23 protein-coding genes and 2 pseudogenes are annotated in these 20,613 nt (G+C 34.0%); 18 read left to right on the forward strand and 7 right to left on the reverse strand.

Annotation, left to right across the window (positions count from 1 at the left end):
- From AB4865_RS01890 to AB4865_RS01900, 3 genes and pseudogenes are all read left to right on the forward strand, one after another.
- A pseudogene (locus AB4865_RS01890) lies at positions 1-385 on the forward strand (TraR/DksA family transcriptional regulator).
- A gap of 73 nt (positions 386-458) precedes the next feature.
- The gene (gene pth, locus AB4865_RS01895; protein ID WP_372474043.1) at positions 459-1,025 is read left to right on the forward strand and encodes an aminoacyl-tRNA hydrolase; all 567 of its coding nucleotides are present in this window, start codon (positions 459-461) and stop codon (positions 1,023-1,025) included.
- A 2-nt stretch (positions 1,026-1,027) separates the two neighbouring features.
- Positions 1,028-1,576 (forward strand): hypothetical protein, encoded by a 549-nt coding sequence (locus AB4865_RS01900; protein WP_372474044.1) that lies wholly within the window; start codon positions 1,028-1,030, stop codon positions 1,574-1,576.
- A 107-nt stretch (positions 1,577-1,683) separates the two neighbouring features.
- Here the strand turns inward: AB4865_RS01900 and AB4865_RS01905 are convergent, their stop codons facing one another.
- Positions 1,684-2,880 carry a glycosyltransferase family 4 protein gene (locus tag AB4865_RS01905; protein WP_372474045.1) on the reverse strand — a complete coding sequence of 399 codons (1,197 nt, stop codon included), beginning with the start codon at positions 2,878-2,880 and terminating at the stop codon, positions 1,684-1,686.
- Between the two features lie 197 nt (positions 2,881-3,077).
- On the opposite strand from AB4865_RS01905, the gene AB4865_RS01910 reads away from it, so the two are divergent.
- From AB4865_RS01910 to AB4865_RS01920, 3 genes are all read left to right on the forward strand, one after another.
- Positions 3,078-3,752: a zinc metallopeptidase gene (locus AB4865_RS01910; RefSeq protein ID WP_372474046.1), complete on the forward strand. Its 675-nt coding sequence runs from the start codon at positions 3,078-3,080 to the stop codon at positions 3,750-3,752.
- Positions 3,753-3,801: 49 nt separating this feature from the next.
- A complete protein-coding gene (locus tag AB4865_RS01915; protein ID WP_372474047.1) occupies positions 3,802-4,356 on the forward strand; it encodes a GNAT family N-acetyltransferase in 555 nt (184 codons plus the stop codon).
- A gap of 343 nt (positions 4,357-4,699) precedes the next feature.
- Entirely contained in the window at positions 4,700-5,182 is a 483-nt protein-coding gene (locus AB4865_RS01920) for a hypothetical protein (RefSeq protein WP_372474048.1), read from the forward strand.
- 123 nt (positions 5,183-5,305) lie between these two features.
- Here AB4865_RS01920 and AB4865_RS01925 read toward each other — a convergent pair whose 3' ends face one another.
- A complete protein-coding gene (locus AB4865_RS01925; protein WP_372474049.1) occupies positions 5,306-6,232 on the reverse strand; it encodes a malate dehydrogenase in 927 nt (308 codons plus the stop codon).
- A gap of 159 nt (positions 6,233-6,391) precedes the next feature.
- Here AB4865_RS01925 and AB4865_RS01930 point away from each other — a divergent pair, with 159 nt between their 5' ends.
- From AB4865_RS01930 to AB4865_RS01955, 6 genes and pseudogenes are all read left to right on the forward strand, one after another.
- Positions 6,392-6,682 carry a hypothetical protein gene (locus AB4865_RS01930; RefSeq protein WP_372474050.1) on the forward strand — a complete coding sequence of 97 codons (291 nt, stop codon included), beginning with the start codon at positions 6,392-6,394 and terminating at the stop codon, positions 6,680-6,682.
- A 102-nt stretch (positions 6,683-6,784) separates the two neighbouring features.
- A complete protein-coding gene (locus AB4865_RS01935; protein ID WP_372474051.1) occupies positions 6,785-7,504 on the forward strand; it encodes a polyprenol monophosphomannose synthase in 720 nt (239 codons plus the stop codon).
- 3 nt (positions 7,505-7,507) lie between these two features.
- Positions 7,508-8,846 (forward strand): annotated as a pseudogene (locus tag AB4865_RS01940) (dihydroorotase).
- 53 nt (positions 8,847-8,899) lie between these two features.
- Positions 8,900-9,391 carry a DUF4296 domain-containing protein gene (locus tag AB4865_RS01945; protein WP_372474052.1) on the forward strand — a complete coding sequence of 164 codons (492 nt, stop codon included), beginning with the start codon at positions 8,900-8,902 and terminating at the stop codon, positions 9,389-9,391.
- Entirely contained in the window at positions 9,388-10,281 is an 894-nt protein-coding gene (locus AB4865_RS01950) for an LD-carboxypeptidase (RefSeq protein WP_372474054.1), read from the forward strand. Before AB4865_RS01945 ends, AB4865_RS01950 begins: the two co-directional genes overlap by 4 nt.
- A 19-nt stretch (positions 10,282-10,300) precedes the next feature.
- The gene (locus AB4865_RS01955; RefSeq protein ID WP_372474055.1) at positions 10,301-10,657 is read left to right on the forward strand and encodes a YraN family protein; all 357 of its coding nucleotides are present in this window, start codon (positions 10,301-10,303) and stop codon (positions 10,655-10,657) included.
- A 113-nt stretch (positions 10,658-10,770) separates the two neighbouring features.
- Here AB4865_RS01955 and AB4865_RS01960 read toward each other — a convergent pair whose 3' ends face one another.
- The 5 genes from AB4865_RS01960 to AB4865_RS01980 are packed head-to-tail and all read right to left on the reverse strand — an operon-like array spanning position 10,771 to position 16,659.
- Positions 10,771-12,048 (reverse strand): O-antigen ligase family protein, encoded by a 1,278-nt coding sequence (locus tag AB4865_RS01960; RefSeq protein WP_372474056.1) that lies wholly within the window; start codon positions 12,046-12,048, stop codon positions 10,771-10,773.
- Complete coding sequence (locus AB4865_RS01965; protein ID WP_372474057.1) at positions 12,023-13,084, reverse strand: hypothetical protein; 1,062 nt, start codon at positions 13,082-13,084, stop codon at positions 12,023-12,025. Before AB4865_RS01965 ends, AB4865_RS01960 begins: the two co-directional genes overlap by 26 nt.
- Positions 13,084-14,355, reverse strand: a complete 1,272-nt coding sequence (locus tag AB4865_RS01970) for a lipopolysaccharide biosynthesis protein (protein WP_372474058.1) — start codon at positions 14,353-14,355, stop codon at positions 13,084-13,086. The genes AB4865_RS01965 and AB4865_RS01970 overlap by 1 nt, the downstream gene beginning before the upstream one ends.
- Before the next feature lies 1 nt (position 14,356).
- Positions 14,357-15,292, reverse strand: a complete 936-nt coding sequence (locus AB4865_RS01975; protein ID WP_372474060.1) for a hypothetical protein — start codon at positions 15,290-15,292, stop codon at positions 14,357-14,359.
- Positions 15,293-15,297: 5 nt separating this feature from the next.
- On the reverse strand, positions 15,298-16,659 hold the full coding sequence (locus AB4865_RS01980; protein WP_372474061.1) for a hypothetical protein: 1,362 nt from the start codon (positions 16,657-16,659) through the stop codon (positions 15,298-15,300).
- Positions 16,660-16,804: 145 nt separating this feature from the next.
- Between AB4865_RS01980 and AB4865_RS01985 the strand changes: the two genes are divergently transcribed.
- The 6 genes from AB4865_RS01985 (at position 16,805) to AB4865_RS02010 (ending at position 20,587) form a co-directional block, all read left to right on the forward strand.
- Positions 16,805-17,515: a transposase gene (locus AB4865_RS01985; protein WP_372474062.1), complete on the forward strand. Its 711-nt coding sequence runs from the start codon at positions 16,805-16,807 to the stop codon at positions 17,513-17,515.
- A 267-nt stretch (positions 17,516-17,782) separates the two neighbouring features.
- Positions 17,783-18,958 (forward strand): tyrosine-type recombinase/integrase, encoded by a 1,176-nt coding sequence (locus tag AB4865_RS01990; protein ID WP_372474063.1) that lies wholly within the window; start codon positions 17,783-17,785, stop codon positions 18,956-18,958.
- Positions 18,959-19,180: 222 nt separating this feature from the next.
- On the forward strand, positions 19,181-19,951 hold the full coding sequence (locus AB4865_RS01995; protein WP_372474064.1) for a hypothetical protein: 771 nt from the start codon (positions 19,181-19,183) through the stop codon (positions 19,949-19,951).
- Positions 19,952-20,006: 55 nt separating this feature from the next.
- Positions 20,007-20,222, forward strand: a complete 216-nt coding sequence (locus tag AB4865_RS02000; RefSeq protein WP_372474066.1) for a hypothetical protein — start codon at positions 20,007-20,009, stop codon at positions 20,220-20,222.
- A complete protein-coding gene (locus AB4865_RS02005) occupies positions 20,219-20,392 on the forward strand; it encodes a hypothetical protein (protein ID WP_372474067.1) in 174 nt (57 codons plus the stop codon). The genes AB4865_RS02000 and AB4865_RS02005 overlap by 4 nt, the downstream gene beginning before the upstream one ends.
- Positions 20,393-20,398: 6 nt before the next feature.
- Positions 20,399-20,587 carry a hypothetical protein gene (locus tag AB4865_RS02010; protein ID WP_372474068.1) on the forward strand — a complete coding sequence of 63 codons (189 nt, stop codon included), beginning with the start codon at positions 20,399-20,401 and terminating at the stop codon, positions 20,585-20,587.
- The last annotated feature ends 26 nt before the right edge of the window (positions 20,588-20,613 follow it).

Here is a 20,613-nt window from a genome sequence, read left to right on the forward strand (position 1 = left end):
ATGGAACAAAAAGACATACAACTGCGTTACTCTGATGCAGACTTGGCAGAATTCAAAGAATTGATTTTAGCCAAAATCGAAAAAGCACAAAACGATTTAGAATTAATCAAAAGTGCGTATATGAATGATTTAAACAACGGAACAGATGATACAGCTCCAATGTTTAAAGCCTTTGAAGAAGGAAGTGCTACATTGTCAAAAGAAGCAAATTCACAATTGGCAATCAGACAAGAACGATTCATTCGCGATTTGAAAAATGCTTTGATTCGTATCGAAAACAAAACTTACGGAGTTTGTAGAGTAACAGGAAAACTCATCGACAAAGAGCGTTTAAAAGCTCGTACCACATGCAACGATGAGTATGGAAGCAAAACTGAAACAATAATTTAGTAATTAGTAAAAAATCAGTCGGAAATACGACTGATTTTTTGAATTTACCACACTTAAAAGCAAACAATATGAACAAGTACCTCATTGTAGGTTTGGGAAACATTGGAGCAGAATATGTCAACACTCGTCATAATATTGGATTTAAAGCTGTTGATTATTTAGCCAACGAAGCCAATCAAAGTTTTCAAACAGCAAAATTGGGTGATATTGCAGAAATTAGAGTTAAAAACAAAATCCTTTTGTTGCTAAAACCCAATACATACATGAATCTTTCAGGAAAAGCGGTAAAATATTGGATGGAAAAAGAAAATATCACTCCAGATAGAATATTAGTCATCACTGACGATCTAAACCTCCCATTTGGCACAATTCGTATGAAAGGTAAAGGATCAGACGGCGGACACAATGGATTGAAAAATATTCAAGCTCTTTTGGAAACCACTCAATATCCACGATTGAGATTTGGTATTTCCGACGATTTTGCCAAAGGAAAACAAGTAGATTACGTATTAGGCGATTGGTCTTCAGAAGAAATCAATCAATTAAAAGAACGCTTGCAACTAACAGCTGAGGCTGTAAAAGAATTTGCTTTAGCAGGATTAAACAACGCAATGAACAAATACAACGGAAAATAAAAATGAAAACAATTTTTGGTATTTTATTAACAGCTACAACTTTGATGAGCTGCTCTATATTAAAAAAAGAAACTATCAAAGGTGACGTTTCTACAAATTGGGTAGGACAAACAGTTACCGTACAATCGCAATGTCCTGAAGAAGGCGTTTGCACTGCAGAAAGAAAAGACGCTTCAAAGCTCACTGTACACACAGTGCCGAGTATTTATACAATTATTGAAGACAGTGAAGACACTTTGGTGATTTTATACGAATACAGTCGTAAAACGACCGCTGAAGAGCAAATAAGAGACAATTTTTACAGAGAAGAAATCCAATTTGAAATCCCTAAAAAAGATTTTAAGAAAACTTATAAAGACGAACAATTGTCAGAAGTAAAATTGGTTTACGGAAAGCATTGTTACTGCAAAGGTGAAGCAGGAATGTACCTCATCAACAAAGGTACATTAGAAGTAAAAAACAACGGCAACAAAACCGAAGTAAAGCTCCAATTTACAGCACCTGTTTCAAGTAGTAAAATAGAAAATATTCGATTTGTAGTTGAAGGGTAAACTTCAAATTATAAATAACACCATTAAAAAACCTCGAGGTTCGATAATAATATGAACCTCGAGGTTTTTAATTAAAGTTTAATCGTTTTAGTATTAATAGCGTCCTTTCAACTCATCCCTCTTTCTTTCAACAATCTATGATATTCTTCCAGAATAGCATTCCAAACGACTTCTTGTTCAAATCGGTTTACAATCGGTTTACGACAATTGGCTTTTAATCGATTGTAAAGCTCAGTGTTTTGAGCCAAATGACACATGCTTTCTTCTAATTTTTTTATATCTTTGGGTGGAATAATCAAACCGTTGAAATTGTGTGTGATGATTTCATTACAACCTATAACATCAGATACAACCGAAGGCAATTCCATTGCTCCTGCTTGGATAACCGCATTGGGCATTCCTTCTCTATAACTTGGCAAAACCAACGCATTGGCAATCGCAAAAAACGGACGCACATCCTCCTGAAATCCTACTTCTTTTATATGCGGATTTTCGTTAATCAACTTTATCGTATTTGGATGTAATGGGTCTAAATCTGATTCTTTTCCGCCGACAATCAGTAATTTGAGATTGTTGGTTGGTGTTCCGATAGCTACTATCGGAAGGTGATTGGTGAGATTTGTAAACGCTTGAACCAACTCGTTAATTCCTTTGTCCCCAACGACTCTCCCTACAAAAATAAAAATAAAATCACTTTCGGAAATTTCCCATTGACTTCTCAATTCATTTTTTTGTTTTTCGGTTATTTGAGTAGGGCAGAAATAACTCGTGTTTATTCCGTTTACATTGCCATTTGCCAATACTTTTAGCGGTTTTGAAGTAATATTGTGAGTGATCATTTCTCTTTTGATTCCTTCGCCTTCGGGATAGACATTGGTAGCCGCCCAGCACAAGACTTTGTCCATCGTGATGATGATTTTTCTCTTCAAAGGTTTTTTGGCGTGAAACATCAATCCTGCAAAAGTATGCATACGAATAGGTACACCTGCCATTTTACCTGCCAACATAGAAAGTAAACCTGCTTTGGCAGTCATCGAATGTACGATGGTAGGTTTTTCTTTTCTGAAAACACAATACATTTTCCACAGTGAAATCAAATCCTTAAACGGACGAATATGTCGTTCCATATCCACAGCAATCGTGCGGATTCCCTCGGCATTTGCCACATCGATCAGGTCTTGATGATTGGAAGCAACACCAACCACTTCAAAGCCTTTTTCTCTCATAAAACGATGCTGACCTCTAAGCAATATTTTCAATGCTTGAGGGATAGTAGTCGTGCGAATGAGTTTGATGGGTTTCATGATATTTTTTTGATTTGCAAAGGTATGATTTTTTGCAATTAGCACCTATCGACTTTGGAATTAAACACAAAACCAAAGTAAATTATTTATTAAGAATCATTGAGGAATTAAAATTTCCCTGTCAAATCGACAGATATTTTTGCATGGAATATATTTTGATTATCTTTGGCAAAGTAAAACTAAAAAAATAAAAGAGTATGGGATTTTTATTGATGGGTATTATGATGCTTGCCAGCTGGTATGTGGGTCATATGCTAAAAAAGAAATTTGAAAAGTATTCAAAAACATATTTGAGCAACGGAATGAGTGGGGCAGAGGTAGCTACCAAAATGCTTCACGACCACGGAATCTATGATGTAAAAGTAATTTCTACACCAGGTAGATTGACCGACCACTACAACCCGATGGACAAAACGGTAAACCTGAGCGAAGCTGTTTACAACGAAAGAAATGCGGCGGCGGCGGCGGTTGCAGCTCATGAGGTAGGACACGCAGTACAACATGCAACTGCCTACAAATGGTTGACGATGCGTTCAAAATTAGTACCTGTGGTAAGTATTGCATCCAATTTGGTTTCTTGGGTGTTGCTTGCAGGAATTTTTATGTTGCAAACTTTTCCTCAATTATTGTTGATTGGTATTGGATTGTTTGCAATGACTACTTTGTTTTCAATCATCACTTTGCCAGTAGAATACGATGCGAGTAACCGAGCATTGAAATGGTTACAAGCTAAAAACATAGTAAATCAGCAGGAATATGCTGGTGCAAAAGACGCCTTGACATGGGCTGCAAGAACTTATTTGGTTGCTGCTCTATCTTCAATAGCCACTTTGCTTTATTATGTAATGATTTATATGGGTAGAAGAGATTAATTTATAAACCTAAACCGCTTTTAACGAGCGGTTTTTTTATTGATAAAATATGATACGATTTGCAAAACCAGAAGATGCTGAAGAAGTAGCTCCGTTGATGTTTCAAGCAATGGAAGACATTGTTTATAAAATCATTGGAAAAAACAATAAAAATGAGGGAATCTTGTTTTTGAAACAATTGTTTGAAAGCGAAAACAATCAATACTCCTATCAAAATGCTATAGTGTATGTTGAAAACGAAAAAATATTGGGTTCGATTGTATTTTATGACGGAGGAAAATTAATTTCATTGCGAAAACCTGTTTTAGATTTGGCTGAACAAAGATTTGGGAATAAAGTACAAATGGAAGACGAAACTCAAACAGGCGAAACCTATATCGATACGCTAAGTGTTGCTCCTCAGACGCAAGGAAAAGGTATTGGCACAAAACTTTTGCATTACCTCATCAATTATGTACAACAACATCAGTTACCTAAGCTGACATTACTCGTTGATACCACCAATCCCAATGCTAAGAAATTGTATTCCCGTTTGGGTTTTGTTGAAGTAGGAGAGCAAACCTTAGCAGGTGGAACATACTTGCAAATGGTTTATAGGAAATAATCAAAGGTTGTTTATTGGCAATTGCTTGATAAAGAAAATCAATAAGTTTCCAAACCTTTTAGTTGTTCGTTTTTATCCAGATGAATGATGGATTTTTGTTGCGTAGAATTAATAGAATCTTCTAGTTTTTGCAACACACCATTCATTTCTTTTAAAACAGAAAAATCCGTATCTCAGCTAAAAATAACTCGTTTAACATGAAATAAATACTTTTTGCCTTAATGATGGTGCAACCTTTTTTGTCTGTTGCTCAATCTGAAAAATATCATACAGATATATTAAAAGCATTTACAATTGACAAATTGGAAAACTTTACACAATCTGTAAATATGATTTTTCCAATGTGTTTTTAGAAACTCGCAAAGACAAAACTTATAGAATTATTGGAGATGATTACCAACGATTGTTTATAGAATTTACCGAAGTAAAAAAAGATGCTAAAGCAGCAAATGCATATCTTGTAACAGGAAAAACGACGGTAAAAAAGGTTGTGTGTGATTTTTCAGAAAAAATTACCATCAAAAAAGTGCAAACCATCGTAGGAAATAATTTCGGAATTGACGATGAGTGGAAAGACGAAGGTATCAAATCGCAAGGAATTATCGAGGCTGATTATGAGTTTTTTGAAGATAAAAACCAATTGCATTCAGGTGTTTTGACAGGGCAAATGCAGGCGATTTTTCTAATCAACGAATACAACAAAGCAGAGGTAAACGACATCAATTATTTTGCTGATTCGTTTTTTAATAATGCGTATGTAGGAAAGTGGAAAAATATGATGCTACAGAAGAAAAAATCTGCAATTGGGGAAATTACCGAGTTCTAAGTGTTGAATGTACTTTTGATAGAGGAACTGCAGAGCTAAATGTGGCTCCTCAATATAAAGCTTTTGGTTGGTAGTTGAAAAACAACTACGACTGTAAATGATTTACAGTCGTAGTTGTTTTTATTAAACTTTCAAATCCTTATAAATGTCTTTTACAGCCAATACGGCATTGTCAAAAGCTGTTTTTTCATCCTCTGTTAGAGGAATATCAACTATAGATTCAATACCGTTTTTTCCTATGATTACTGGCACACCTACACATACATTAAAGGTGTTGTATTCACCCTCAAGTAGTGTAGAGCATGGATAGATTTTCTTGAGGTCGCAAGCAATTGCGTGAACGATACTCGCAACTGCGGCTCCAGGTGCATACCATGCCGAAGTACCTAATAGCTTTGTCAGAGTGGCTCCACCTACTTTTGTTTCTTTAATCACATATTCTTGCTGCTCGTTGGTCAAAAAATGAGAAACAGGTACACCATTTCTTGTTGCTTTTGAAATCAAAGGTACCATCCCTGTATCAGAATGAGCACCAATTACCATTCCGTCGATATCAGAAATTGGAGCTTTTAGAGACTCTGCAAGGCGATACTTAAAACGAGCCGAATCCAATGCTCCTCCCATTCCTATAATGCGATTGTTTGGCAATCCAGACACTTTGTGAGCTAAAAAAGTCATAGTGTCCAAAGGATTTGATACAACTATCAATATAGGATTTTTTGAATATTGCAAGGCACTAGAGATTACATCTTTTACAATAGTTGCATTGATTCCTACCAGCTCTTCTCTTGTCATTCCAGGTTTTCTTGGTACTCCAGACGCAATAATAATTACATCAGAATCTTTTGTCGGCTCGTAGCTGTTTGTACAACCTGAAATAATTGTATCAAAGTGATTGAGTGAAGCTGTTTGCATCAAATCCATTGCTTTTCCCTCAGCCAATCCTTCTTGGATATCTACTAAAACAATCTCAGAACAAAAATTTTTCATTGCAATGTACTCGGCACAACTCGCACCAACAGCACCTGCTCCAATTACAGTAACTTTCATTTATATAAATGTTTATTTTTCCTATCAAATTTACGAAAATTTCTTAGATAAAATCGTTTAAAATTGGAAAAAAATGTACTCATTTTCCGTTACTTTCAAAAAAAGAAATATCTTTGCACTAAAATTTTACTTTATAGAAACAAAATAATAGATTATATTATGAAAAACGGAAAAGATACAAGCGGTAATGCGTTTAAATTCAGTTTGATTCCTTTGTCTTTAGGGGTTTTGTTTATTTTCTTTTTGTATAAAGGATGTGGAAGCGACATTGTTCATACAAACCAACCAAAACCTTTGTCTTCGGAATATACTTTGACAGCTGAAGAAAAAGCTGCTGCTGAAAAAGCAGAGGCAGAAGCAAAAGTTGAAGAACAAGCAACTGCTGTTGAGGAAGCTCCTGTTACTGAAGAAGTAACAGCATCTACTGAAGAAACTCCTTCTGCTGAGTAAAAATAGTATTTTATTTAAAAAGCCACTCAAAAAGAGTGGCTTTTTCTTTTGTGCTTTTCTTTATTTTTCACGTATCTTTGTTAGTTCAAATAACTTAGTTTCATGCAAAAAATCGTCATTATTCCTACTTATAACGAAAGAGAAAATATTCAAGACATTATTCGAACAGTTTTTCAAATCGAACAAGGTTTTCATATTTTGGTGGTTGATGACAATTCGCCCGATGGTACTGCCGATTTGGTAAAACAACTTCAAACCGAATTTCCTAACGAATTATTTCTTTTGCAAAGAGAGAAAAAAAATGGTTTAGGCAGGGCGTATATTGCTGGTTTTGAATGGTCTTTACAACATCAATACGACTATATTTTTGAAATGGATGCCGATTTTTCGCACAATCCCAACGATTTGCAAAAATTATACGAAGCCTGTGTGCAAGGAGCCGATTTATCGGTAGGTTCGCGTTATATCACAGGGGTAAATGTGGTCAATTGGCCGTTGAGCAGGGTGTTGCTTTCATACATAGCCTCGATGTATGTGCGTTGGATTACGGGTATGGAAGTGATGGATACTACGGCAGGTTTTGTATGTTACAAACGCTCGACTTTGGAAAAAATCAATTTGAAAAAAGTGCAATTTATTGGATATGCTTTTCAGATAGAAATGAAATACCGAACTTATGCCAAAGATTTGACAATAAAAGAAATACCGATTATTTTTACCGACCGTACCAAAGGACAATCCAAAATGTCGGCAGGAATTATCAAAGAAGCTATTTTTGGCGTACTGAAATTACGAATTAAAAAATTATTTAACAGATTATAAACGATGTGTAGAATTTTAATAAAAAACGGAACCATTTTCAATGAAAATAAAAGATTTATCTCAGATATTTTGATTGAAAATGACAAAATAGTTGAAATAAACGAATCTATTGAAAATCAATCAATAAACAAAGTAATCGATGCTACAGGAATGTGGATTTTGCCAGGTGTAATCGACGATCAAGTGCATTTTAGAGAACCCGGACTTACGCACAAAGCAACAATTGCTTCTGAGTCAAAAGCTGCTATTGCAGGTGGAGTAACTTCTTTTATTGAGCAGCCCAATACTGTTCCCAATGCGGTGACACAAGAATTGTTGGAGCAAAAATACCAAATTGCCAGCGAAACTTCTTTTGCCAACTATTCGTTTATGATGGGCGGAACCAATGACAATTTGGACGAATTGTTAAAAACCAATCCACGAAATGTAGCAGGAATCAAATTGTTTTTGGGTTCATCTACAGGAAATATGTTGGTTGATAATGAGGAAGTTTTGGAGAAAATATTTTCGTCAACTCCCCTATTGATTGCGGTACACTGCGAAGACGAAACAACCATCAAAGCCAATCTTGAAAAAGCAAAAAAGCAATACGGAGAAGATATTCCAGTAGAAATGCATCCTATTATTCGCTCGGAAGAGGCATGCTATCTTTCATCGTCAAAAGCGGTAGAATTAGCAAAAAAAACTGGAGCAAGATTGCATATTTTCCACATTAGTACGGGGAAAGAAACGGCATTGTTTAGCAACGATATTCCGTTGAAAGACAAAAAAATTACTGCCGAAGTATGTGTGCATCATTTGTATTTTTCGGACGAAGATTACGCAACCAAAGGAAATTTCATCAAGTGGAATCCAGCGGTAAAAACAACTTCGGATAGAAAAAAAATATGGGAAGCTCTACTTGAGGATCGCATCGATGTGATTGCAACAGACCACGCACCACATACGATTGAAGAAAAATCTCAGAAATATTTGTCTGCTCCGTCGGGACGAACCATTAGTACAGCATTCGTTGATTACGATGTTGGAATTTGCTTTGGAAGGAAAAATTTCGGTAGAAAAAGTGGTAGAAAAAATGTGTCATAATCCAGCGATTGTGTTCCAAATCGAAAACAGAGGATTTATCAAAGAAGGCTATTTTGCCGACCTTGCCATTGTAAATCCAAAAGCAGAGCAAACTGTAAGCAAAAACAATGTGTTGTATCAATGCAAATGGTCGCCTTTGGAAGGAAAAGTTTTTCACACAGAGGTGGTAACAACTATCGTAAACGGACACATCGCAATGGAAAACAAAGTGATTTCTGATAAAAGAGCAGGACAGAGATTGTTGTTTGAGAGGTAAAGGATACGATTTTACATTTTTATTTTATAAAATTAAATATTAATCCCTAAAATATGAAACTCTATATTTATAGAATACTAAGCCTTTTGGTGTTGAGTTGTTCAAAAATTACTCAACCCAGCAACCTTTTGCCAAAAGATAAAATGGCAGAATTGTTGGCAGAATTGGCAATTTACAACAGTATTACAAACTATTATTTTAGTACGGATACTATTTATGTAATTGGAAATCAAAAGGATATTTTTGCAAAATACGGCATTGATAGTTTGTCATTTCAAGAGCAACATCACTACTACAAAACTCGAATGGAAGAATATTCAGAGATAATAGACGAAACAAAGAAAATCATTTCCTCTCAATTGGAATTGGCTGAAAAAGAGGTTGAAAACACAAAAATGTTTGATATAGATGAGTTTTTAGAAATAAAAACAGATCCTCTTCTAGAAGAAGAAATTGACGCTCTCAGCAATTCAATTACGAAAAAAAGAGAGTTGACCAAATTGTTTAATTCAGTCAAAGAAATAAAGGAAAATCCTAATCCATGATACAACCAGCTTTTTTAAAAAAAGGCGATAAAGTCGCTATTGTATGCACTGCTCGTAGTTTTTCTGTAGAAGAAGCTCAGGCGGGAATCGAACTGTTTCAATCATGGGGATTGGAAGTGGTATTGGGTAAAACCGTTGGACAAAACAACTATCAATTGGCAGGAACCGATAAAGAGAGAGCCGATGATTTTCAAGCCATGCTCAACGATCCGTCTATCAAGGCGATTTGGATGGCAAGAGGTGGTTATGGGAGTGTGCGTATTGTAGATCAGATAGATTTTTCAGTATTTGCACAATCACCCAAATGGATTATAGGATTTAGCGACATTACCGTTTGGCACAGTCATTTGCATACTTTGGGATTTCAGACTTTACACGCTATTATGCCATATTCTGTCCCTAATGCTACCCCAGAAGCAAAAGAAACGCTTAGAAAAGCTCTTTTTGGCGAAAAAATGCAGATAGAAGCACCGTGTCATCCTTTGAATATTCAAGGAAAAGTAAAAGGTACACTCATCGGAGGAAATTTGTCGATTATTTACAGTTTATTGGCAACGCCATCGGAAATAAATTATCACGATAAAATATTGTTTGTAGAAGATTTGTGCGAAGCCCTTTACCATGTAGATCGTATGTTTTATAGTTTGAAAAGAAGTGGTAAATTGCAACAAATCAAAGGTTTGATTGTAGGAGGAATGACCGATATGAGTTATAATGAAATTCCTTTTAACAATACCGTTGAGGAAATCATTTACCACCATACCAAAGATATAGGGATTCCGCTTTGTTTTGATTTTCCAGCAGGACATATTCCCGACAATCGAGCGTTGGTATTTGGTAAAGAAGTAAAGCTATACGTTGATAAGCAGAATACACTATTGCTACAATAGTAATTAAAATCAAATAATTATGGCACGACACAATGAATTAGGAAGAGAAGGGGAAAAATTAGCTGTTGACTATCTCACTGAAAACGGCTATGAAATATTAGAGCAAAATTATCGTGTCAATAAATCAGAAATAGATATTATTGTAAAAAAAGACGATATTGTCGCATTTGTTGAGGTAAAAACCCGTACGACAAATGCTTTTGGAACCCCCGAAGAATTTGTTGATGATAAAAAGAAAAATCACATCATTAAAGTGGCAAATTTTTATGTTATAGCAAATGATATTGAAAGTAAAATACGCTTTGATATCATTGCAATTGTAATGGGTAAAACACCCAAAATTCAACATTTTGAAGATGCGTATTATTATTTTTAGTTAAAATATAACCATTTTACATCATTTTTAAATATTATTGAAATTCAATTCAATAACATCAAATAAATTATCCCTTTTAGTATGGTTCACTTTACATATACGTTTAAGCAACTTTACTTGATACGGTATTGTAACCTCCCCACCGCAAACAAACTACAAAACAACGCACAAAACACAATGCCGTCGTAACGAATCAAAAAATCATCGGTAAGGTTGGAAATAAAAAACAACAGCCCAAAACTCGTGGCTAAAATATTCTTTGAAATCCATCCAACAGCTATTGGATATACGCTAATAAACAGGAAAACAACGGCTCCTAATACCCCAAATTTCAATAAATAATTGAGAAATTGATTGTGAACGGGAAATTCCCATTGAGCTAAAAACTTTTGATTGGTTTCTTTGTAATAGTCGTTCAAAGCTGGTTGTGCATCGGCTGCTCCGGTTCCGAATGGCAATTCTCTTACTGCCAATTCATAGGTCGATTTGTAGATAGACAACCTCGTTACAAACGAATTAAAAACCTGAATTTCAGGATTGGGTATTTCGTCCAATCGACCGATTTTGTCGATATGGTGAAAGGTTACTGTAGAATATTTCTCCTTCATATACGGATTGATTTGCACAAAAGCATAAATCATCAACGAAGAAACCAATAAAACGCCTCCACTATACAAAACCACTTTTGGGGTTGAAAATCTTTTATTCAAGTGAGAAATTGCAACAACCAAATACAACAATATCACACAAAATAGAGCGATTCGCGTATTGACAATCAACACGAAAACAAACCCCGAAAATGCAATAAAACTACTACTTATCAATCGATTGTATTTTTTTTCAAAAAGGTATTTTAGCATAAAATAAAACCCAATCACAGACACAAAAACGATGTGCTTGTTGAGTGCTGGTGCATGCGTATTCATAGATTTTGCAAATTCATAACCTACTTCTATCAAGTCGATACCATTGATGTATTTTTCGATTTTTTCGGGAAAAGCTATGATAAACCGAAAGAGAAATATCCACAATATTCCAACCAACAACAAACTATGTTGCCAAGCGATTTTATAAAAATCATAGGACTTTTTATTGGATAAAATAAACAAGGGAAGTAAGAAAAAAGCGATATTTTTCTCCAATTGTTGCAAACTTGCAGAAAGTAAATCATCGTTCCACAAAAACAATACATGAATCAAAAAAGGAGATGCAATCCATAGAAAATGTTTTTTTTCAATGGATTTAAAATCAAGATATTTGAAATGAAAGGCATTCCATAGAAAAAACAACACCAAAATAGGCGTGGAAATTTCTCTAAAAACCATCAATGCGGCAATGATTACCACAAAAAAATGATTGACTATATTAAACTTTTCTCTTGAAATCATCATAATAAAGCAAATAATACAACAATGGAAACACTCCAATTTTATGTCGCACAGCCGAACCCAAATCTGGTTCAAACGCCGCTTGAATAACCAAATACGAAATCAATATCAAAAACAACCACAATTCCAATCGGTAATTTTTTCTATCTTTCAGAACCCAAGAAAATCGCACAAGCAAAATCCAAATCAAAACGATTTGCCATACGATAAACATTAAAATCTGTGGCGAAAGAAAATGTTTTACCTCTGTAATGGGAAAATTTACCGGAAAAAACGCATAAAAATTATCAAGAATTTCCCCCCACCAACTACCATTTTCAAAGGGTGGGACAATCATCGAATTGGCATCTTCATCTGCAGTTCGTTGGGAATTTACTAATATCCTTGCTTGTTCTGAAAAAAATTCTCCTTTTAGCAAATAATGTGTTATTGAAAATAAACTTATCATTAACAAACCATTGAAAATCAATCCCAAAATACGATTGGGATATTTTATTTTTGAAATGAAATACAAAATAGTCGTTAGCACTGGTACCAACGCAAAATACGGGCGAAAAAACACTCCAAATACCACAAATCCAGCCATTACATACAACCAACTCAACTGAAAATTGATTTGTCTATGCCTAAAAACATAGAGCAAATGAGCGATAAAAATATAGGTCAAAAACTCTTTTGAGGGCATCGCAATAAAAATAGCAATCATCAAAAAAGCGAGATATACGACGCTATTTTTTAAGGTAGGTTTTTCAAAATCTTTGGGAACACCGATTTGATAAAGAATAAAGAAATACACAAGAAGTTGTAAAATTCCCACTACATTCAAAGGCAATTTGCCCAACATCGTCAGTTTGTAAAACAACATAATCAAGGGATAACTTCCAATCCACCCCTCTTCGCCATGTGGATCTGTTACAATCAATTTTGCATCGTAAAAAAATCGTTCGGGCAAGACATACAGAGCCACTGATGTTATGAGCAACGAGGCTAAAAACAACAGAAAGAAAACGATTTTATTTTGATAAACAACTCTTTTCATCAATGCACAAAGATTTTGATTTTATCTTTTTTGTAAGTATAAACAGCTGCCACTACATACCAAAAGAAATTGGCTAAGACAAAAGAAATTGCTGCTCCCATCATTCCAAAGTTGGGAATCAAAAGCACACTTGCTACCAAATTGATTATCAACGAACAAAACATTATTGTACGAAAAACCGCTGTTCGATTGGTCATGTTGAGATATACCGATACACATCCAAAAAGCGAACATATCAAATGTCCTGCAATCAAGATATAAAAAGTGTGTATTCCTTGTACATATTCACTACCAAATATACTCAAAATCCAATCCGCCAAGGCAATGACTACACAACCGCAAAACCAATTGATTACAGCAATAATTCGTGCGTTTTTTTTCAGCAATTGTTGCATTTCTTCATTTTTATTGGAATAGAGTTCGGATATTTTAGGTGAAACATTGACATTGATACTCAAAGTAATCATATTGATAAACAAAATCAACTTTACAGGCAAGGAATACAACCCAACCATATCGCTTCCCCACCATTTTCTCAGTAAAACAACATCTATTGTCGCCAAAAGGTAAAATATGAGATTGCTAATGGCAATAGGAGTAGATATTTTCAATATTTCCGAGGTTGAATAAACATTCGCCGTTGGTTGCATATTTTTGATATAATTCCAAATATATAGTGAAGTTACAATCCCCAACACCACAAAACCAATGATGTAGTAATCCAATACCACTTGCTGACTTTCAGCATTTGACAATAATAAAACTCCAAAAAATATTGGAAAAAACTTGAACACATTGCGAAACAATTCTGACCACACAATATGATGCATTGCTCGAATCATTTCGGTGTTGAAAATCGTCAATACATTAAAAGGCAAAAACAACAAACATTTGAAAATAATTTCGGGGGTGTGACTACCTCCAAATACATCGATGATCCATTGATTGGGAATGAAAAAATACAACAACAAAGGAAGTATTGAAACCGATAAAATCAAAGATAAAATCCTAAAATAAAGAGGTTTTATCGACTCCGATTGATTGGTTTTGGACAGCTGTCCTGCAAAATACAAAATAGAAACCTCTGTACCCATCAAACACAAACCGCCAACCACGAGCAAAAACAAGCGTACAAACTCGTAATCGCCTACAATATGTGTAGGATAGTAATTGGTAAAATACATCGTAAAACCCAATAAAGTAAACGCTCCTAAGATGCGTAATAGGAGCGTAAACAAGGTATCTTTATATTCTTTTATCTTTTGTAACAACTTATACTTCTTTTGCCAATTGAGCGTATTTTTTATAAAATTTTCGTGTTCTATATCCCAAATAGAGTATCATCAAACTCACAAATGGAAACAAAAACGAATATCTAAGTAATATAAATGGTTCGTGCGGTATTCCTACAGTTTTTGATACAGGAAATATCGTTTGTTCTCCTTCTATGATTTGCGTATCCAATCGCGTGATTTCGGCACCATATTTTTCCTTCAATTCGATGACTTCGTGCAATTGAGCATAAGTATTTACATTCAAATCCGAAGTCTTTGTAGTTTCTTCATTACCCAATTTTTTCAACAAATTATTGATATACTCAATAGAAACCGCCAATTGTTGACGCTTTTCTTTCAAATTGTTCAATCCGGCAATGCGTTTTTGTTCCAAATATGGGTCGTTGTTCAAAAAAGCAATAAATTCATTGTACAACACATTGGCATCTACCTCATCCTTTGCAACAATTTTGATTTTGTGGTATCTAAAATCTTTTTCAAATTTACCGTCTTTCAACACATTGTTCAACTGATATCCGTTGTTTGTCAATGCCTTAAATGCTTCGATATCTTTATTTAGCAAATCGTAATAATTTTCAATTTGCTCGATTTTCATACTTTTTATAGCAGAAAACGAAGGGTATTTATCTGTAAAAACATATTTATTGCCTTTCAACACTTCGATTCTTTCATACAAATAATCATTGCTTTGAAAATTTGGAGAAACAATCATTTCAGTTATTTGCAATTTTGGAGATTGTTTTTCTACAAAATATCCTATGGCAAAAGTACCCACTACAACTGCTGTAAGCCAAATCCAATTTTTACAAATCACTTGCATCAGTCTAAAAATAGACAGGTTGATTCTTGTGAAAAACTCTTTTATCTTTTGTACTAAATATAGTAAATCGATTTCTTGATTATTTCTTTCCATAGTTATTATTTTATAATAAAACGTACGTTTATCTGAGTAGAATTGCCCAAAAATGTAGGATTTTTTTTGTATTTTACAATTCCATCTGATGAAATAGACTGAATCGAAACCTCGTTTTTATTGAACCACGTAATTTGATATTCAATATCCTCTGGAGTTACATCTACTGTTTGATATGAAGATTCACTACTAATTACCGATTCCCCAAAGTATATTTTATAATAATTGAACAGGTTAAAACTCGAAACCTCTTCTGGATTTTCGTTCAAACTCAGTTGAATTTGTGGTACCATCAAAAAGTTTTGTTTTTTGAGGCGTTCTCTGCGTTTCAATTCATCATTTGAGGCGTTTAGTTTTTCTTCCAACCAATTTTTATAGGTTCCTTTATATCCTTTTTTTACCTCCTCATTATACACTTTTTCACCATCTGTACCTATTACAGATTCTACCCATTCGGTAAAACTTCCGTAAAAACCGTGTTTCAATGCATGCTCATAAGGTGCTTCTCCGTCGGAGGTTTTTATTTTATTTATCCACTCAAGTACATATTTTGCTTCTTTTTGTTTAGCGGTTGTAAACTCATCAAAACCACTACCCCATAGAGACTGCAAAAATTCTTCTTCCGTTCCATCAAAACCTTCTTTTTGAGCTTGTTGAAAAGGAGATATTCCATTTTTAGCTGTTTCGCTTTCAAACCACTCTGTCACTGTTCCATCAAAACCTTTAGAAACTGCCAATTCGTAAGCATTTGGTTTGTCTTGGTTGGTTTCTATTTTTTTTGTTTCTTCTGTTGATACTTCGGCTTGTATTATTTCTTTGAGAGTTGTTGTTTGTTTGTTATCATTTTTGTTTTCTTGCTGCGGTTGATAAGGTACAATCGTTTTGATTTCCACTTCTTCTACTTTTATTACATCAAGTAAATTGGAATCTGAAGGAACGTCTAAGTTGCTTATTTTTTGAAAAGTTTCTTGTTTTTCTACTACCTCTTCTTGTGTTTTTCTAAATTCTTCGAACGATATTTTGTATTCTTCAAGTGCCTGTATAGGATAGCTAAAGACTGCTCCATTTAGATCCCTAATTTTTAAATCAGGTTTTTTAGAGAAATCTATTACAAAAGTCAATTTGTTGTTGTTTGTTTTAAATACGGAAGAGGCATTTAGTATATAATACCATTGGTTTTCTATCCAGATATAATAGCCTTTTTCCATTTCGTATTTTTGGATAGGCATATATCCAAAATCGTGTCCTACGGATATTATATTTTGTTTGAAATCACTTATTTCTATCAAAGGAGCTTGATAATGTTGTGTCTGAGAAAAATTGTATTGAATACAAAATAAGATTAGTAAAATGAATGTACTTTTCATCATTAATTGTGTTAGTATTTTTATATTATCCCTTCTATATAACTACTGTTTTCAATTTAAATCTGTTTAAACTTTTAAAAGAGTAAAAGTTCCAAGAATTTTTAGCATTTTTGCTGTTGGATAACAACATGAAAATCAAGGAACTTTGAGCAAAGATACGATAAAAAAATGGATTATTTCCCATTTGAGTATCGGAAAAAGAGGTTTTAAAACAAAATTTGATTCATTATTGATTTTTCTTTTGATAATCAAACGATTAAAAACAGGTTGTCAATGGAGAGAACTTCCAATAGAAGTGTATTTTAAAGACCAAAAAATAAGCTATCAAACGGTTTATTATTATTTCAACAAATGGAGTAAAAATTTTGATTTCCAAAGAGTTTGGCTTAATTTATTGTTTCATAACAAAAGAAAATTAGATATGTCTTGCGTACAATTAGACGGAAGTCATACACGATGCAGATTGAGTGGTCAATTCGTTGGTTATCAATCAAGAAAGAAGTCAAAAACGACCAATTCTATTTTTTTGTGTGATAATTTGAGACAAATTTTAGCAATGGGCAGTCCAAAATCGGGTAATCATCACGATTTAAACGATATAGAATCGGTTTTAAAAGAAATTTTGAGACTTTTGAAAAAAGTAAAAATAGAACATAAAGATCTGTTTCTCAATGCAGATTCAGGTTTTGATAGCCGAGATTTGAGGCAATTTTTAGAGAAAAAAGAAATTATAGCGAATATCAAACAGAATCCAAGAAATGGGAAGTATGAAGATGTTTATTTTGACCAAGAATTATATAAAAATCGTTTTAAAATAGAGCGGACTTTTGCGTGGTTAGATGGTTTTAAAGAATAGGTAATGAGGTACGAAACCCTAAATACAACTTGGATTTCAATGTTGTATTTAGGGTTTATAATGAGGTTTATTGGAATAGTTTAAACAAGACCTTTCGTTTTGCTACACCTTGATAAAAACATTTTTCAAAGTGTTATTTTATAGTTATTTAGTAGTTTTATTGATAAATATTTGTATCAAAAAGTATCAATATTTTTGATACCGATTTGCTACCGAGTAAAAGCACGATTTTATAAATTACTTTTGTCCAAGCAAAAAATAAAAATAATGGACAAAGTAAAATTTTCAGTTGTTTTTAACCGCAAAAAACAACTAAACGCACACGGCAAAGCCCTTGTACAAATTGAATGTTATTTGAATGGCAAACGCAAATATTTTTCTACTGGGATATACATAAAGCCCACCGAATGGAACGACAAAACACGCACCATTAAAAACAACGCCCCTAACTACATAGGTTTGAACAAACAGATAAAGGACAAAATAACCGCCTTTGAGAGTTACGAACTCCAAAAGATAAACGCAGGAAAGCCCTTTGCGTTGGATATGCTCCACGAAGTAGAAAACCCACAAATAAAATCATTTTACGAGTTTATGAGGTTGGAAATAGACACCAACCCACGCACCACCAAAGGCACAAAAGCCGACCAACGCCAAACCCTTAACCTATTGCAGAAGTACTGCAAAGAATTACATTTTGACGAAATTACTTTTGAGTTTTTACACGACTTTGAAAAATGGATACGAAAACAAACATTTTCAAACGGCAAAAAATATTCTCAAAACTCTATATTTAAGCACTTTAAGAACTTGCGAACCTTTGTAAATTTAGCAATAAACAAAGAACATATACCATTAGAAAAATACCCATTTAGAAAGTTTAAAGTACAGCAAGAAAACAAAGAACGCACCTATCTAACCCCCTCCGAAATAGAGTTATTTGCGTCCGTTGAGGTAAAGGACAAAGCCCAAGAAGTGGCAAAAGATTTGTATTTGTTTGCCATATATACAGGTTTGCGATACAGCGATATAATGAACTTGCAGACCTCCGAAATAATAAAAGAAAAAGGCGTTTTTTGGATAGTGAAACGCACCCAAAAAACCAACGAACCTATAAAAATACCATTAAGCGAATTATTTAACGGCAAAGCCTTTGAAATAGTAAAGAAATACAGAAAATTAGGGAATTTGTGCGTATTTCCAAAGGTAAGCAACGGCGAACTAAACGCCCAAATAAAAACCCTTTGCGAGGGTGCAGGAATACAGAAAAACATAACTTTTCACACGGCACGACACACCAACGCAACATTTTTATTGAGTAAGGGAATGAGTATATTTTCCGTGCAAAAAATGTTAGGACACCGAAAAATAAGCACCACGCAAATATATACGCACTTGATAGAGGAAACCCTACTAAACGAGCTAAAAGCAATTAATTTTTAAAGACGCCACGCCCTAAATACTCCCCAACTAATGAAAAGCCCTTGCAGGAACACACTGCAGGGGCTTTTTGTTTGTCCCTTATTTGGGTGCGTTTGCCCCTTATTTTTGAGTTTGTGCTGAAAAACAACGAGATACAAATAAAACCCCTTGACCCTTACCAAGTGGCAAAAAGCACCTAACAACCCAACCAACGCACCGCCTTATTTTACTTTTTGCCACAAATTGAAACATTTTGACGCTTATTTTTGTACCTTTGCCCCAAGCAAAAAATATAAAATAATGGGAAAGATAACAATAAAGCACTTTTTGAATACGAACTTGAAGCCGTATATCATTAACAAACAGAATTATTTCAGTATTTATATTTTCATTACAGCTAAAAGAAAAACCACAAAAGTAAAATCTATAATGTTTGACGAATATTATAGCGAAAGTGATTTTGATAGTATATTTAATTCTGATGATGAAAATGATTTACAAATGATTAAAGATGAAATTTCAACCTTGACGACCATAACAGAGCTAATTATGGAAGCCACAGGGGAATTTGACACTACATTTTTAGCGTCTTATTTTACATTTTCAAATACTATAAGCGTTTTTGGAGCAAATGCAGAAGTTTTTGAATATAAGGAAGACAAAATTAATACATATCGTCCGATTAATGAACAAAAGAAATGGAACTTGAATTTTGGTTTAGATGAGTTATTTTTAGAAGTAGGACACAACGAAAAAGAAACATTTTTATATGAGTTTTTTTCTGAAACCAAACAAACGGAAGCCTTAAATTTCATAAAAAAAGAGAACCCCAACAGAAACGCAACGGAAATTTTAAAGGATATTAATAAAATGCTTTTTTATTCCTCAATAGAATATTTTAAATGGTACATTGAGGGAAATAAAAAAAATGCACCTTTAAAGGAAAAGTATTTTTTATTATTTGACAATGATAAGTATTTGATAGCCAATGAAGTAATAAAAAAATATAGTTAAATCTATATTTTTTATTTAAAAATGTTTGACTAAAACAAGTAAAACAAAAACAGATATGCAAACCAATTTTAAGAACCTACCAAGAGGAGCAAAAAGCGAAATAGCTAAACGCACGGAGCTTTCCGTAATGACGATAATAGCGTATTTCAAAGGGAAAAAGATACACCCCAAGAACGAAAGCAAAATACTTGAAGCGTTGGAGCAAATTTTAACCGAGCAAAGAGAACGCACCAACCAAGCCAAAGAACGCATACAAGCCCTATTACAATGACCGCCCAAGCCTTGCAGGATATAAAGGGCATAGCCACCAAACGCACCCACGCCCACAAAGGCGACTGCCTCAAAGTAATAGCCACACACGGCAAAGTGTATATTTTGGAACACCCCAACGGCGACCGATTTAGCACCACCGCCGATAAAATACAACTAATTGAAAATTAAAGTGATATGTTAGTAAAAGCAAGAAAAAAAATAAAAGGAATAGTAAAAAGTACAAAGTACGCAAGAAAAGGCGATATTTTAAAGGTAATAAGCAACCCACAGCCCGACCAATGGGGGGAATATGTAGTGGAAAATTTAAGAAACGGCAAAAGATTTTCAGTAAAAGCATACAAAGTACAACTAATTGAAAATTAGAGTATAACAAGCAAAAAATATAAAAA

This window comes from Capnocytophaga sp. ARDL2, assembly GCF_041530365.1.
Classification (GTDB): domain Bacteria; phylum Bacteroidota; class Bacteroidia; order Flavobacteriales; family Flavobacteriaceae; genus Flavobacterium.

Coding starts and splice junctions, on each gene's coding strand:
- AB4865_RS01905 (WP_372474045.1), bottom strand. CDS start 2,880: ATGAAACCCATCAAACTCATTCGCACGACTACTATCCCTCAAGCATTG.
- AB4865_RS01915 (WP_372474047.1), top strand. CDS start 3,802: ATGATACGATTTGCAAAACCAGAAGATGCTGAAGAAGTAGCTCCGTTG.
- AB4865_RS01990 (WP_372474063.1), top strand. CDS start 17,783: ATGGACAAAGTAAAATTTTCAGTTGTTTTTAACCGCAAAAAACAACTA.
- AB4865_RS02000 (WP_372474066.1), top strand. CDS start 20,007: ATGCAAACCAATTTTAAGAACCTACCAAGAGGAGCAAAAAGCGAAATA.
- AB4865_RS01935 (WP_372474051.1), top strand. CDS start 6,785: ATGCAAAAAATCGTCATTATTCCTACTTATAACGAAAGAGAAAATATT.
- AB4865_RS01925 (WP_372474049.1), bottom strand. CDS start 6,232: ATGAAAGTTACTGTAATTGGAGCAGGTGCTGTTGGTGCGAGTTGTGCC.
- AB4865_RS01965 (WP_372474057.1), bottom strand. CDS start 13,084: ATGAAAAGAGTTGTTTATCAAAATAAAATCGTTTTCTTTCTGTTGTTT.
- AB4865_RS01975 (WP_372474060.1), bottom strand. CDS start 15,292: ATGGAAAGAAATAATCAAGAAATCGATTTACTATATTTAGTACAAAAG.
- AB4865_RS01980 (WP_372474061.1), bottom strand. CDS start 16,659: ATGAAAAGTACATTCATTTTACTAATCTTATTTTGTATTCAATACAAT.
- AB4865_RS01910 (WP_372474046.1), top strand. CDS start 3,078: ATGGGATTTTTATTGATGGGTATTATGATGCTTGCCAGCTGGTATGTG.
- AB4865_RS02005 (WP_372474067.1), top strand. CDS start 20,219: ATGACCGCCCAAGCCTTGCAGGATATAAAGGGCATAGCCACCAAACGC.
- AB4865_RS01900 (WP_372474044.1), top strand. CDS start 1,028: ATGAAAACAATTTTTGGTATTTTATTAACAGCTACAACTTTGATGAGC.
- AB4865_RS01945 (WP_372474052.1), top strand. CDS start 8,900: ATGAAACTCTATATTTATAGAATACTAAGCCTTTTGGTGTTGAGTTGT.
- AB4865_RS02010 (WP_372474068.1), top strand. CDS start 20,399: ATGTTAGTAAAAGCAAGAAAAAAAATAAAAGGAATAGTAAAAAGTACA.
- AB4865_RS01955 (WP_372474055.1), top strand. CDS start 10,301: ATGGCACGACACAATGAATTAGGAAGAGAAGGGGAAAAATTAGCTGTT.
- AB4865_RS01930 (WP_372474050.1), top strand. CDS start 6,392: ATGAAAAACGGAAAAGATACAAGCGGTAATGCGTTTAAATTCAGTTTG.
- pth (WP_372474043.1), top strand. CDS start 459: ATGAACAAGTACCTCATTGTAGGTTTGGGAAACATTGGAGCAGAATAT.
- AB4865_RS01950 (WP_372474054.1), top strand. CDS start 9,388: ATGATACAACCAGCTTTTTTAAAAAAAGGCGATAAAGTCGCTATTGTA.
- AB4865_RS01960 (WP_372474056.1), bottom strand. CDS start 12,048: ATGATGATTTCAAGAGAAAAGTTTAATATAGTCAATCATTTTTTTGTG.